The organism is Terriglobales bacterium (assembly GCA_035487355.1).
Taxonomy (GTDB): domain Bacteria; phylum Acidobacteriota; class Terriglobia; order Terriglobales; family Acidobacteriaceae; genus QIAW01.
In genome coordinates, this window is the sequence record DATHMF010000093.1 from 15,667 (window position 1) to 29,814 (window position 14,148).

Below are 14,148 nucleotides of genomic sequence, written 5' to 3' on the forward strand. Positions count from 1 at the left end.
CCCCGTACCAAAACCTCATACCTTTGTTGCGCGCTTGTGCGCGCATCGGTGGGAGCCCCCGGCTTTAGCCGGGGGTAAGGCTCGTGGAGTTTTGGGCTTTAGCCCTGGTCTCTTTGTGAGCGGGACATTATTTCTGCAGCTATTTTCAATTACCCGATTGCCCAATTTGCAATTACACAATCACTTCAAGTACTGATCCACCCAACCATTTACTGTCTGGTACCACAGACGGCTGTTCTGAGGTTTGAGCACCCAGTGGCCCTCATCCGGGAAATATAGCATTTTGGATGGCACCTTCAAACGTTGCAGCGTTGTGAAGAGCTGGAAGCCCTCGGAGACATCCAGCCGGTAATCCTTCTGGCTGTGAATGACGAGCGTTGGCGTCTTGAAATTTGCAGCAAACAGATGCGGAGACCACTTGCGGTAGAGCGCGCGATTCGTCCAGGGCATGCCTTTAAACTCCCACTCGTTGAACCAAAGCTCTTCCGTGCTGCCGTAAGCGGACTCGGTATTGAACATACCATCATGTGAGACGATGCACTTGAAGCGGTTGGTGTGGCCCATGATCCAGTTCACCATGTATCCGCCATAGGAGGCGCCCAGGGCGCACTCGCGGTTCTTGTCAATGAACGGATAAGTACGCTCGGCATAGTCGAGTCCCAGCATCAAGTCCTGATACGGCTTGCCGCCCCAGTCGCCGCTGATTTCGTCAACAAACTTCTGGCCGTAGCCGGTAGAGCCGCGCGGATTGATCAGGACCACTACATAGCCGCTAGCCGCGAAGAGTTCGAAATTCCAGCGATAGGACCACCAGTTACCCCACATGGTCTGCGGCCCGCCATGAATGATGAACTTTACTGGATACTTCTTGCTGGGGTCAAAGCCCGGCGGCTTGAGGATGAAGCCCTCGACTTGGGTCTTCCCAGCGCCCGTGAACATGAACGGCTCCAACGGCTGCATGGAAATCTGGGAAAGCACGGAATCGTTGAGATGAGTAAGCTGCTTGCCCATTCCCGGCTTGAGCAATTCTTCCTCGGTTCCGGCGATGACCTTTAGCGCGCGAGTGTCTGCGATATTGACGCCGTAGATTTCGTTTGGCGCTTTAACCGACATGCGCGTGAATAGCAGCGTCTTTCCATCCGCGGTAATGGTTAGGTCGTCATTGTGTCCCGCCACGATCGCGACGAACGGCCCATTGCCTGCTGCCACATTAACTTCGAAGATTGGCGATTGGCCCGCCTGTTCCGACGTAAAGTAGATCATCTTCGAATCCAAAGCCCAGACGAACGAACCCACCCAAAGATCAAAATTCTCTGTCAGGTTTTTGATCTCGCCGCTCTTGCGGTCATAGATCACCAGATTGAACTTGTCGCTCTCGAATCCGGCGCGCTTCTGCATGCGCCAGGCGATGTACTTTCCGTCGGGTGAATAGAGCGGCGTGTCGTCACTGCCCGGACTGGTGGAAATCTTCTTCGCCTCTCCGCCCGTTATGGGAACGATGAAGATGTCGTTGTTGGTGCTGGCCGCTTCTACCTCGTCGTGGTTGCTGGTGTAGGCGACTTCTTGCCCGTCGGGAGAGATGGCGTACATGTCCTGCCCGCCAAGGTTGAACGGCGGCACCTCGTGATCGCCCGGAGTAATATCGTGCGGCGTTCCCCCATCGGCAGCAATTATAAAAAGATGGCTGCGCTTGAATGAGGTGTAGCTGTTCCAATGGCGGTAGAAGAGCCGGGTGAAGATCTTGGCCTGCACCTTGGATTTGGCGCGCTCGTCATCGCGCTGCTTGTTGCAGGCATCGTCCGGACAATCGGGATACACACTGGAGACGAACAGAATATTTTTGCCATCGGGCGACCAGACAGCGCCATCGGCTTCGGTGGAGATTGAAGTTAATCTGTGGGCGCCGCTCAGCGTGCCACTCTCAGCGTCAAAATCGGCGACCCAGATTTGCGAGTTGCCATCTTTGGCCGAGGTATAGATCAGCCGCTTGCCATCGGGCGAGAAGCGCGGACGGTCTTCCCCGGCAGGATCGTCGCTAATCTTTTTCGCGTCGCCGCCGGCGAGAGGAACAATCCAGATATGCGGGGTCTTCTTGTTCGCCTCCAGGTCAACATCCTGCGCGGCGAAGACCACCCACTTGCCATCGGGAGAAGGCACGGGCTCGGCTACGCGCTTGAGCGCCATCATGTCCTCAAAGGTGAATGGATGTTTGGATTGGGCAAAACCGGCAGAGCTGAGAAGCAGGAAGAAAACAACTGCAAAACGAAGTCTCATGGGAACTCCAGACAAACTTAGTAGTCTAGAAGAATCAGAGCAGCTTGTCATGCAACGCCCCTTGGTGACGTTCGGTTTCCGTTACGGAACAAAGAGCCTGCGGTTGGTGTCTACCGTTAGCATTGGTGGCGGTTGCCGCGCGTATGCTAAGAATTATGTGGATGACGAAAGATCGAAAACAAAAGCTGTTGCAGGCCGCGAGTTGTCTGCTGTGTGCGATCGTGGCATGGAGATACCCTAGCCTTCTTGAAGGAACCGAGTTTAGCGGAGGCAGGGTCACCGGCCCTGTGCTCGGCCTGTTCGACAGCGGAACCTGTCTGTTTGTTCTCGCGCTGTTCCTGACGTTTGTGGTTCGACGAGTTGCTGCGGCGATGGCGCTTACGGCCTCACTGCTCTGCTTGCCGCTTTATCTCTACTTCACAGCTCCCGGTCCTTTCCGTCGAGTTTTCAGGGGTGAATACTCGGTCCCGCTACAGGCGAGTTTCGTATGGGATGGGCGGACGATTGCGGGAATGCTCGCCATCGCGATTTTGGTATACGTTTGTCTTCGCAGTTTTTCCGCTATTGATCGTGAGTTCGTCCCAGAGCGACAGTAGCCCAGCGCGGCAAGCCGCGAGGAAGAAGAGCAGCGTTTCTGTAAAGCCTCCACGCGCCATGTTCCTCCCCTCTGTCATGTTGAGCGGAGCGCCACGACTCCATGGGCAAGCTTACAGAATCTCAAGCGCGCAGTCGAAACACCCCGAAAAGGTGCGGTCTAGATTCCGCATCAGGGAATTTTCCCGATGCCGCCGCCAGCGCAACAGGCTGGGCGCGCGCAACCGCTTCCCGCCCTACATTCCGGGATTATGCGCAACGATCGCCGCGAGTAGAAGTCACGACCTGCGGTTGCGGGGACACACTCTGGGGAGAATTCCCTACGGCGGCATTTCTTTCGCAAGGCTTTGTCGGGGCGTTTCGACTGCGCGCCCATCCCTCTCGAGGCTGCAGATTTTCTCCAGGCTCTCCGCTCAACATGACAGTAAGGAGATGGTTTGGCAGGTACCTATAGCCCAGTTTATCGGGTGATCGCGGTGCCGCTGCGGGTCACTCTGATCGCAAAGATCCGATCCATTTGTTTTTGCCCAGCCTCTGTTAGGCGTACAGCTCGGCTTGCCTTCCGCCGAACAATGGCCCGCGAGCGCAGTAGCCACTCCAGAAGGGCAGCTCCCAGAGCTCCGCCGAGATGGGGCACGCGGTGGCTCCAATCCAGGCAGGCGTAAGCGAAGCGCCGCCGTTGCGCCTGCGCACCGCTCGAGTCAATTCCCAAACCGCGCAAAAAATTCTCTCCGGCTCTGGTCAGGTGGAAGTCGCCGGTACGCTCGCGCAGGTAATCCTTGTCTTGCAGCCGGTGCAATATGGCTACGCTCAGTTCACCCGCCAGGTGGTCGTAGCAGGTACGCGCAAATACGAGTTCCGGGGCGGTGTGGTACGCGGCGCCATCGGAGGCTCTCTTGCCATGGACTGCAACGGCTAAAGATTCCAGGGCCGCGGCCACAGGTGGGCCGCCCAAGCTGTAGAACTTGTTCCGGCCCATCGCCTTCATCTTCACGAAACCGGCATCAAGAAGGAGCTTTAAGTGATTGCTGGCGGTTTGGGGAGAGACGTTGGCCAGCATGGCCAGCTCGCTGGCCGGCCGCGACTCGCCTCCCAGCAGGCTCCATAACATGGCTGCACGAGATGGCTCGCCAATCAAAGACCCGGCCCGAGATAAATAGTTGCCTGCATCCATACTTCGATCATACATGAACTATTGTGGAAGCGTGCACATGCAAAATAATTCAACGACATGCCGATCCCGCCGATCCCGATCCCAATTCCGATTCAAAGTCCCGCGAAGCTGCAAGACCCGGTCGCTGCCGTGACCGATCCAGATCCGTATCCTTACTATGCCGAGTTGGTTGCCTCGAGACCGATCTACTGGGAGGAATCCACGCAAACCTGGGTGGCTGCAAGTACCGAGGCAGTAACCGCAGTCTTGACCAATCATCTTTTACGGGTTCGTCCAACGGCGGAGCCGGTTCCCAAAGGGCTGCTGGGAACGCCGGCAGAGAATATCTTCCGGCACCTGGTGCGCATGAACGATGGCGCGGCGCACTGTCCCTTCAAGCAGGCGGTCGCGGCGACTTTGCATGCGGCTGCCTCAGTTCACGTGGAGGCAGTGGGCAGCAAGTGTGCGCAACAGCTTTGGAGAGAAATGCGAGGGGAAGAGATCGAGCCGCAATGTGATCTGCGGCGCATCGCGGATTTCGCCTTGCGGTTGCCGGCATATGTCATGGCGAGCTTGCTTGGCATTCCTGAAGACAAGCTACCCCAGACCGCTCAATGGACCGGGGAATTCGTACGCTGTCTTGCGCCTGCCGGCCGCCCCGAAGAAATCGAGCGCGGCAAAGTTGCCGCTGCTCACCTGCTTGATCTGTTCAGGTCTTTGTTGGCATCACGTCATGGGTTGGCATCGCGTTGCGGGTTCGCATCACAACCAGCCACGCCGGCAGGCTTGCTGGCCACGCTGGCCTTGGAAGCAAAACGCGTTGGAGAGGAAAACCTCGACGTAATTCTGGCCAACGGCATTGGCTTCCTCACCCAGGCATACGAGGCCACCGCGGGATTGATTGGCAATACGCTGCTGATGCTGGGCACGCACCACGATGTGCTTGAGCAGATTAAAGCAGACCGCAGTCTGCTGGAGAACGCCGTCGAAGAGACACTTCGCTACGATGCGCCAGTGCAGAACACGCGCCGCTTTGCTGCCCACAGCGGAATCATCGCCGGCCAGCCCATGAGCGCCGGTGACACAGTTCTTGTACTTCTGGCGGCCGCCAACCGGGACCCGGCGGCAAATCCAAATCCCGAGAAGTTCGACATCCACAGAAAGAACCGGCGCATATTCACGTTTGGTGCGGGCGTGCATGCCTGTCCGGGTGAAGCCTTCGCTAAAAAAATTGCCCAAGCCGGCGTCGCACAGTTGCTGGAATCAGGAGTTGATCCCAGGCAACTTGCCGCAACCGTGACCTACCGCCCCTCGGCCAACACCCGGGTTCCAATTTTCGTGGACGCGAACTGATCGTACATTCATGTTACCTTTGTGGTGGCTGACGACAGCACGGTGATGCGTCACGGCAAGCCGCTGAAAACCACATCCATGGACGTTCTCGAAAAGCTTTTTGAGCAGCACTTTCACGCACCGGTCAAGCGGTCGCAGCCGCTGCAGGGGCAACTGGGCGGGTCGGGGCGTCAAATCATCCGGCTGGCTGGGGAAAAACTCAGCGCCATCGGCATTCGCTACGGCGTGCGCGAAGAGAACATCGCTTTCCTCGAGTTCTCGCGGCATTTTCGCAGGCACGGCCTGCCCGTCCCGGAAATCTATGCGGAAGATTTGGGCCAGGGGGCGTACCTGGAAGAAGACCTGGGTGACATCACGCTTTTTGAGTTCCTCTCGCAGAACCGCGATGGCGACGACATTGCTCCTGAGGTCATTGAAGCCTATCGCAAGGTTGCGGCCACGTTGCCGCGCTTTCAGATCGAAGCCGGGCGCGACCTGAATTACAAGCGCTGCTATCCGCGCCACAGCTTTGATCGCCAGTCCATCGCCTGGGACCTGAACTATTTCAAATATTATTTTCTCAGGCTCGCCAGCATCCCCTTCAACGAGCAGGCGCTGGAAGATGATTTTGCCCGCCTGACCAGGTTCCTGTTGACCGCCGAGCGCGATTACTTTCTCTATCGCGATTTTCAGTCACGCAACGTCATGTTGCGCGACGGGCAGCCATTTTTTCTGGATTACCAGGGCGGCCGCAAAGGCGCGCTGCAATACGATATCGCTTCTCTTTTGTATGACGCCAAGGCCGATCTGCCGTCTGAGCTGCGCCAGCAACTGCTCAATCACTATCTCGACACGCTTGCCGGTTTTATCAAGCTGGAGCGGGAAGTATTCATGCGGCACTACTATGGCTACGTTTATGTCCGCATCATGCAGGCGCTGGGCGCTTATGGCTTTCGCGGCTTTTACGAGCGCAAGCCTCATTTTCTGCAAAGCGTGCCCTATGCGCTCAAGAACCTGCGCTGGCTGCTGCACAACGCCGAGCTGCCTATTGCACTGCCGGCGCTGATGGAAGCATTCAAAAACATGCTGGGGTCGGAGAAGTTACAGAGCCTGGCGCCCGAGGGAAACAACCTGACGGTGCGGATTTTCAGCTTCTCATTTCACCACGGGATGCCGACCGACGAGACCGGGCACGGTGGTGGATTCGTCTTCGATGCGCGCAGCATTCCCAATCCGGGACGCGAAGAGCGTTTCAAGGACCTCACCGGCAGAGATGTACCGGTGATCGAGTACCTCAATCAGCAGGAGAGCGTGCATCACTTTCTTGCCAGCGTGATGTCGCTGGTAGATGCGAGCGTGAGCGATTATCAGCGCCGCGGCTTTAAGAACCTGATGGTATCGTTCGGCTGCACCGGCGGCCAGCATCGCTCGGTGTACCTGGCGGAGCGGCTGGCAAAACATCTGCACGGCAAGAGTGGCGTGGAGGTCGTGGTGCGGCATCGTCAATTAGAGAAGCTGGGTCTGGAAAAGTTGAGCGTGGAGACGCCGGGCCAATGAAAGCCATGGTTCTGGCCGCCGGCCTGGGCACGCGCCTGCGGCCGCTCACCGACACCCGGCCCAAGGCGCTGGTGGAAGTCGGCGGGCGCACGCTGCTCGGGACCACGCTCGCCCGTCTGCGCGACTTTGGGATTGGCGAGGTGATCATCAATGTGCATCACTTTGCCGACATGATCGTTGACTACCTGAATGGCAACCATAACTTCGGCATGCGCATTGAAGTTTCGCGCGAAGAGGTTCTGCTCGATACCGGCGGCGGGCTGAAAAAGGCTGCCTGGTTTTTTCTCGAGGATTCCAGCCGCTTAGACACGCCGTTCATTTTGCACAATGTGGATGTCATCAGCACGATTGATCTGGCGCGCATGGTGCAATTCCACACTGAAAATCAGGCCCTGGCCACGCTCGCAGTACAGGAACGCCAGAGCTCCCGACACCTGCTCTTTGATGAGCAGCTTCAGCTTTGCGGCAGAGGGCGCGGGCAAAATCAGAAAGACGAATTGGTTGGGTCTTCATCGCAAGCGCAGATGAAAGCACTGGCGTTTTCGGGTATCCACGTTATCTCTCCTCGCCTTCTTACCATGATGACGGAAAACGGCGTCTTTTCCATCATTGACTCCTATTTGAATCTCGCTGCCCGTGGAGAAAAGATCATCGCGTTCCGGGCGGATGAATATCAATGGCGTGATCTCGGCAAGGTGGAAGATTTGAGGCAAGGCGGCAATTAATCCCCTATCTCTCTAAATAACAGGGGCATAGATTCTGGCCCTGTTAATGCGCTATAATTCGCGCTCCCCATCACTTCATAATTTCAAGGAGTCACAATATGACCCGGCCTTGCTCGCGCAACAGCCTTGTGGTTTCCCTGTTCGTTTTCCTGGCAGTTACGCTTTCTGCTGCCCAGATGCAGGTGGCCAGCCTGCATTCCGATAACGGATTGGTGTGGCAGCGCACGTCGCCCACGGCACAGAAACCGGATGGCCCGGTGCTCTACCAGTTGCTGTTCAGCACCGCAGGCATACCGAACCAGATTTCCAAGTTCGATACCAACCCGCGCCACCTGACCAACTCGCTGCTCAGCGACAACGGCAGCATTCGTGTGGGTACGGGCAATCTTTTCGCCATTGCCAGCAATGGCATCATCACCTTTGCCAGCGGCCAGACTTTTCCCGGCGGCGGTGCGGGTACGGTGACCAGCGTAGGTCTGGCAGCGCCGGTCTCGGATTTCATTGTCAGCGGATCGCCGGTCACCGGTACCGGCACACTGACCTTCAACTGGAACATAGCGCCAGCAACCGCCGACACCGCTAGCGCCATCGTCAAGCGGGACGCGAGCGGGAATTTCGGCGCAAACACAATCACGCTGGATGGCAACCTGGCGCTGCCTTCCACTGCTTCTGGCACTGTGGGCGTGCTCACCATCGGAGGTGCACCGTTCCTGCACAGCTTCGGGTCTCCGGCTAACACCTTCGTGGGCCTGGCGGCCGGGAACTTAAGCCTAACGGGAGCCCTGAATACAGTAGTGGGCAACGGTGCACTTTCCCATGAGACGAGCGGCGACAGCAACACAGCTATCGGCGTGAACGCTCTCTACACCAACACGATTGGCGTTGGCAACACTTCCACAGGAGTGAGCGCTCTCAACTCCAACACTCAGGGCGGCTTCAACACCGCCATCGGAATGGCGGCCCTCTTCTCCAATACGGCCGGGAACTACAATGTCGCCATCGGCCGCGATGCCGGATACACCGGGACTCCCGCCAATGCGAACACTACAGGCTCGCAAAACACGTTTGTCGGCTACAGCGCCGGCCCAGGGACATCCACCCAACTGACGAATGCCACCGCGATCGGCTCGAATGCCAAGGTTTCATCCAGCAACTCGCTGGTGCTGGGAGATGGCACTGTCAACGTAGGCGTCGGAACGCCCACTCCTGGAGCGAAGCTTGATGTCTCGGGTACAGTCCGCGTCGGCAATGCCACGACCACAGGCACAACCATCGGCGCTATTCAAGCTGGGACGGCGACGCTTGGGACGAGCCTCACCCAGGAAGCGCAATTCACGGTAACGTTCCCTTCGACTTTTGCCAGTGTTCCCCACGTCATCGTCACGGCGCGCGCTGCAGATGCCACCGTCGCCGACGTTTTTGCAGTTTCAACGCGGAGCATCTCGACCACTCAATTTGTGATCAACATCATACGGCTAGACATGAACGCAGGCTGGGGACAAAACCTGCAGCTCGATTGGTTCGCGTGGCAGTAAATATAAAAGCCCCGGCATTGCTGCCGGGGCCGTGATTCACGATGAGCGGCGTGATTTTTTTGGAACCACGCCGGCCTATCTCCCCGTGAAATCTGGCCTCTTGGAGCGCAGGGGAACTCTTCGTTCCCGTGGCTACCCCAGGAAACCAAGCTTGGGTGTACTGAAGTTCGCGAGGTTCGGGAAAATTGAATTAATCGAACCAGAGTGCCAGCGTGGTGGCACGAGCCGCCGAGCGTCTACCTGCGCCAGAACAGCCGCCGATCTCCCAATAAAAAACAACGCAGTGAATGCTGCGGCTGAACTCCATGGTCCCACAGTCGGCTCCGATTACCATTCTGTGATGTGGGCCGGGGGAAGCCAGAGCTTACGCTCATCACATCTTTAAAAACAGATACTAGTGTTGAAGAACAGATGCTAATGGAGTCTTCCTATCTGGCAAACATTACGTTGGTTTTCGTCCGCTGAGAATTAGGACGATGACTCAGTGGCCAGTGAGGTCCAGACACGTTATGCGCCGATGGGCCCGGTGCCCGGGCGGACTGCTCGTAGTGATATCTTGAGTTTCAGCCTGCTTTGTAGATTTGCCGCAAGGAATGCAGATATGCCTTTTGTCTCGATTACGCGTCTTCGTATACGATCATGGCGGTTTCTGCCCATATTCTTCATACAAGTCTTGCGAACGGCGCGACAGGCCAAGTCTGCTGAAGGCAGCCTCGCTGTCTCGATGCTCCGCGAAGCCAAGAACACCTTTTGGACGCGGACGGTGTGGAGCTCCGAGCAGGCCATGAAAGCGTATATGCTGTCCGGCGTTCACGGCAGAGTCATGCGCCGATTGATGAAATGGTGCGACGAGGCCGCCGTTATCCATTGGACCCAGGAATCGGCACAGCCACCCACCTGGGAGGAAGCGTATCAAAAGCTTCTGGAAACAGGGCGGCCATCCAAGGTCAATCATCCTACTGAAGCCCATCGCCTGCACCAGATTCCGTCGCCCAAGGTTCGGGCAAAATCGGAACTGCTGTTTAAGTAGCATTTTCCCTAACGCTGCGGAAAAACGTTTTTCTGGGCGCTTTGCTGCGCGCATGCCTGCGGCAGCAAGGAAGTGTTATTTCCCAACGACTTATGGCACAGTTAATCCGCAACCTCTAAATCCGTGCCCTGACACAACCTTGAATTATGAAACTAGTCTTTGCCAACAAATCTTTACATTGCCTGGCCGTCAACTCTGATGGAACATTACGCATCTAATCTTGGTAAAATTCCTTTAGGTACAATCTGCATGACTTACACGGCTTCATGGTGCTTTCGGAGTTTTGTCTTGGCGGCAATGGCTGCCCTGCTGTTCATCGTCGTCCCGGCGTTTGCCGATGAGGGTGAGGGTCCGCTGAAGCCGGCTGAGCCCACGGGCATAACTCCCGACGAAATCATCAAGAAGTTCGCGACGAAAGAAAAAGTGTTCAAACAGGCGCGCGACAACTATACCTACCGGCAATCGGTCACAGTCGAGACGCTGGATGGCGATACCGTGGATGGCGACTATCGGATCGTGACCGACATCCTGTTCGACGACAAGGGCCGGCGTATCGAAAATGTTGTCTTTGCGCCCCAGCCGACCTTAACCCGCATCGGAATGACCCGCGAAGATACGGATGACATTCAGAACCGCCTGCCTTTCGTGCTCACCAGCGACGAACTTCCGGAATACAGCATTCTGTATGTCGGCCAGCAGAAGGAAGATGATCTCGACACTTACGTTTTCGACGTCGCCCCCAAGCAGATGGAGAAGAACAAACGTTATTTCCAGGGGCGGATCTGGGTGGATAATCGCGACTTCCAGATCGTGAAGACTTACGGCAAGAACGTTCCCGATATCCACAAAGGCCAGGAAAATTTATTCCCCAAGTTCACCACCTACCGCGAGCAGATAGACGGCCAGTATTGGTTCCCGACCTACACCTACACGGATGACACCCTTCACTTCAAGAACCAGGATGTACACATCCGCCAGATCGTGAAGTACACCAACTACAAGCGCTTCGGATCGAAGAGCAAGATCATCTACGAGGGCCAGGAGCTGCCGCCGGGCGAGAAGCAAAATCCACCGCAACAGACTCCACCGCCAAGCACGAAGTAAGAAGTGGAATTTTTGTAGAGACGCAGCATGCTGCGTCTCTATTTCTTCTCCGATTTCTCCAGTTTGCTCAGCTCGCGCTTGAGGCGCACGTGTTTCACCGCCAGGAACGAGAGATAGGCGATGTGGATCACCCAGGTCACAGCATAAGCAAGATAAAGATGGCGTAACATCATCGCGCACCTCCTACGGCGGCGAGCGCGTGCAATTCTTCCACGCGCTGTTGTTGGCGCTCCAGCAGGTAACGCACCCAGACCAGCAGAGCGCCGAAAGCAGAAAAAGCAATAAGGTTGATGAAGAAAGCGTGCAGCATGGCGGGATCAAGCCCGCTGCCCGGCCCCCCGGCCAACACCGGCTGCGGGTGCTGCGTGCGGAACCAGCGGATGGACATATACACAAACCCGGTATCCACCGATCCGAAGATGGCGAGCACCGCCGCGAGCACCGGCATAGAGCCGGCGTGCGAGAAGCGGCGCAGCAGCAGATAACTCACATAGATCAACCAGAGCAGCAGCGTGCTGGTGAGGCGAACATCCTCCCAAGTCCACCAAATGCCCCACACCGGACGCGCCCACAGCGGCCCGGTGATCAGCACGATGGTGCAGAACACCACCCCCACCTGCGCCGAGGCCAAAGCCAGGGCGTCCATACGCGGGCTGCGGGTCTTCAAGTAAATCAGCGACGCCGCCAGGTTCACAAAGAAGCACGCAAAAGCCGCAAAGGCAGAAGGCACGTGATAGTAAAAAATTCTCTGGATGTTGCCCATGGTCGCCTCCGTAGGGGCTACGAACATGGCCTGATGGAATCCCCAGATGAGCAACCCAAGGGTAAGAAGAGAAAAAAGAATAAGAGCTGGTTTCATAAACAAATATTCAGGACGTACAGGAAGTCAGATTGGACTCAACCTACAGCAAAACCAGAAGAGGTGCGAATTCTAACGTTTTAATGAACGCAATGCAACTTACTCGGCGTGCAGCACGGTTTCAAACAGTAAAAGCGAAACCGTGGTGAAAACTATATCGTAAACCGCCAGAAACTTGAGTGGCAGGCTGGGAGAACCTTCCCCGGTAAAAATTGCGGTGGTTGCGCCCACCATGGCCAGCAGCGCGGGCACGGAGACGGGAAACAGCAGCAGCGGCAACATGAGTTCGCGGCTGCGCGTGCGCAACGACATAGCTGCAAAAAAAGTTCCGTTCACGATCAGCGCCCAGGTACCCAGCAAAAATACCAGGATCAGCAGGGGCGTATCTCCCAGGGCGCGCAGATTGAAGAACACCACAAACAGCGGCGCCACGACGGCTTCCAGCAGGCAAACAAAAATAAAGTTGCCGATGGTCTTTCCCAGAAAGAGCGCATTGGCTGGGGCGGGCGAACAGCGGAATGCGTCGAGCACCTGATTGCGCAGCTCACGCAGCCAGCTCTGATTGAGCGCCATGGTAGAGGCAAACAGAAACGCCATCCAGATCAGCCCGCCGGTAATGCGGCGCGCCTCTTCGGCAGTGAAATCAAAGGTGAAGCTAAAGACCACCACCACCAGCAAGGAAAAAAATAACATGCCGTTGGTGGCGTCTTTGGAGCGCCACTCCAGGCGCAGGTCCTTGGCCAGGGTCGCTCGGGTGATATCGAACAACTGGCTCATGACGCGGCCCCCTCATTTCGCGAAGCCCCGCCCGAGCTGCCATGTTTTGCCGCCGCTGTTCCTGCTTCGCTGCGCAGCAGTTGGCCCTGGGAAAACAACAGAGAGTAATCAGCTACCCCCTCGACGTGAGTCACCTGGTGCGTGACCACCAGAATGGTCTTGCCCTCGTCACGCAGTTTTTTTATCAGCGCCGCAATGTCGCGCGCCGAAGCCACGTCCAGGTTGGAAAAAGGTTCATCGAGAAGAAGGATTTCCGGGCCGTGCATCAGGGTGCGGGCCAGCGAGAGGCGCTGCCGCATCCCCTGGGAGTAATCACCGGCGTGGCGCTCCAGGTCAGGATCGAGTCCCACAGCCCGAATCGCCGCTACCATTTTCTGCTCTTCTTTGATGCCGTAGAGCGCGGCGAAGTAGCGCAGGTTTTCCATTGCCGAAAGCTCGTCATAGAGCATGCTGGCGTGCGCGACGTAGCCGATTCTCTGCCTCAGCGTTTCGGGCGGACCATCGAAGACCACTTTGCCGGAGGTCGGGCGCGCCAGGCCGGCGATCACCCGCAGTAGCGTGGATTTTCCTGCGCCATTTTCTCCGAAGATGGCATAACAGCGGCCACTGGAAAACTCTGCGGTAACCGAGCGCAAGGCGGCGAAGCGTCCGAAAAGTTTGGTTACCTGCTGGAGCTGGATCATGGGGAGAACATCATACTGGATTGGAGTGATTCGAACCGGTTGAACAGACAGCTTACATCTTTTGCGTGTTCCCTGTGGGATTCTGCCCATTTTGCGCGGGCGCGTACTTGGAGGCACACTTGGCTTGCAGGCCGGTGGCATGAAATACGCCGTCGCGTCCGAACTGGCCTTCGGCCAGTGCCTGCGCGCCGTCTTTGAATGTATCCGGGGGCGCTTCGGTTCCCTGATAAACCACCGGCAGAGTTTTATCCTGCTCAACTAGCTTGAACTCGATCCGCATGCCCTGGCGCTTGATGGATCCGGTGGCAACATTACCCGCTACACGCAGCCGCATTTTATAAATCGCATCACTCTGGCTGGCTTGGGTTTGTAACTCGGAAATAGTTTTGTAATAGCTTTTGCTCTCCTGCACACCGGTGTAGGCGAGGTACGCCAGCGCGAGCACAATGATGACGATCGCGGAGCCGAACTTCAGGTACTTGGAATACTGTGCAGACATTCGCCTAAGACTCTACGCCTCCGCAG

14 protein-coding genes are annotated in these 14,148 nt (G+C 56.8%); 7 read left to right on the plus strand and 7 right to left on the minus strand.

The annotated features are described in order from the left end of the window. Positions 1-180: 180 nt before the first annotated feature. The gene (locus VK738_17040) at positions 181-2,274 is read right to left on the minus strand and encodes a S9 family peptidase (GenBank protein HTD24366.1); all 2,094 of its coding nucleotides are present in this window, start codon (positions 2,272-2,274) and stop codon (positions 181-183) included. A gap of 161 nt (positions 2,275-2,435) precedes the next feature. Here VK738_17040 and VK738_17045 point away from each other — a divergent pair, with 161 nt between their 5' ends. Continuing rightward, complete coding sequence (locus VK738_17045; GenBank protein ID HTD24367.1) at positions 2,436-2,870, plus strand: hypothetical protein; 435 nt, start codon at positions 2,436-2,438, stop codon at positions 2,868-2,870. 458 nt (positions 2,871-3,328) lie between these two features. Here VK738_17045 and VK738_17050 read toward each other — a convergent pair whose 3' ends face one another. Next, positions 3,329-4,057 (minus strand): helix-turn-helix domain-containing protein, encoded by a 729-nt coding sequence (locus tag VK738_17050; GenBank protein HTD24368.1) that lies wholly within the window; start codon positions 4,055-4,057, stop codon positions 3,329-3,331. 42 nt (positions 4,058-4,099) lie between these two features. Here VK738_17050 and VK738_17055 point away from each other — a divergent pair, with 42 nt between their 5' ends. The 6 genes from VK738_17055 to VK738_17080 all read left to right on the plus strand — a co-directional run bounded on the left by VK738_17055 (position 4,100) and on the right by VK738_17080 (position 11,304). After that, on the plus strand, positions 4,100-5,374 hold the full coding sequence (locus tag VK738_17055; protein ID HTD24369.1) for a cytochrome P450: 1,275 nt from the start codon (positions 4,100-4,102) through the stop codon (positions 5,372-5,374). Between the two features lie 24 nt (positions 5,375-5,398). Next, positions 5,399-6,910, plus strand: a complete 1,512-nt coding sequence (locus VK738_17060; protein ID HTD24370.1) for an RNase adapter RapZ — start codon at positions 5,399-5,401, stop codon at positions 6,908-6,910. Next, positions 6,907-7,635, plus strand: a complete 729-nt coding sequence (locus VK738_17065; protein ID HTD24371.1) for a nucleotidyltransferase family protein — start codon at positions 6,907-6,909, stop codon at positions 7,633-7,635. The genes VK738_17060 and VK738_17065 overlap by 4 nt, the downstream gene beginning before the upstream one ends. A 98-nt stretch (positions 7,636-7,733) precedes the next feature. Then, positions 7,734-9,170 (plus strand): H-type lectin domain-containing protein, encoded by a 1,437-nt coding sequence (locus VK738_17070; protein HTD24372.1) that lies wholly within the window; start codon positions 7,734-7,736, stop codon positions 9,168-9,170. 601 nt (positions 9,171-9,771) lie between these two features. After that, a complete protein-coding gene (locus VK738_17075; GenBank protein HTD24373.1) occupies positions 9,772-10,200 on the plus strand; it encodes a DUF3291 domain-containing protein in 429 nt (142 codons plus the stop codon). 288 nt (positions 10,201-10,488) lie between these two features. After that, positions 10,489-11,304, plus strand: a complete 816-nt coding sequence (locus VK738_17080) for a hypothetical protein (GenBank protein ID HTD24374.1) — start codon at positions 10,489-10,491, stop codon at positions 11,302-11,304. Positions 11,305-11,342: 38 nt separating this feature from the next. On the opposite strand, the gene VK738_17085 is transcribed toward VK738_17080, so the two are convergent. From VK738_17085 to VK738_17105, 5 genes are all read right to left on the minus strand, one after another. Beyond that, complete coding sequence (locus VK738_17085) at positions 11,343-11,477, minus strand: CcmD family protein (GenBank protein ID HTD24375.1); 135 nt, start codon at positions 11,475-11,477, stop codon at positions 11,343-11,345. Next, positions 11,474-12,163 carry a cytochrome c biogenesis protein gene (locus VK738_17090; GenBank protein HTD24376.1) on the minus strand — a complete coding sequence of 230 codons (690 nt, stop codon included), beginning with the start codon at positions 12,161-12,163 and terminating at the stop codon, positions 11,474-11,476. Before VK738_17090 ends, VK738_17085 begins: the two co-directional genes overlap by 4 nt. Positions 12,164-12,262: 99 nt before the next feature. Continuing rightward, positions 12,263-12,940, minus strand: a complete 678-nt coding sequence (locus VK738_17095; GenBank protein ID HTD24377.1) for a heme exporter protein CcmB — start codon at positions 12,938-12,940, stop codon at positions 12,263-12,265. Then, positions 12,937-13,623 carry a heme ABC exporter ATP-binding protein CcmA gene (ccmA, locus tag VK738_17100; protein HTD24378.1) on the minus strand — a complete coding sequence of 229 codons (687 nt, stop codon included), beginning with the start codon at positions 13,621-13,623 and terminating at the stop codon, positions 12,937-12,939. Before ccmA ends, VK738_17095 begins: the two co-directional genes overlap by 4 nt. Positions 13,624-13,675: 52 nt before the next feature. After that, positions 13,676-14,122: a cytochrome c maturation protein CcmE gene (locus VK738_17105; protein HTD24379.1), complete on the minus strand. Its 447-nt coding sequence runs from the start codon at positions 14,120-14,122 to the stop codon at positions 13,676-13,678. Positions 14,123-14,148 lie beyond the last annotated feature (26 nt).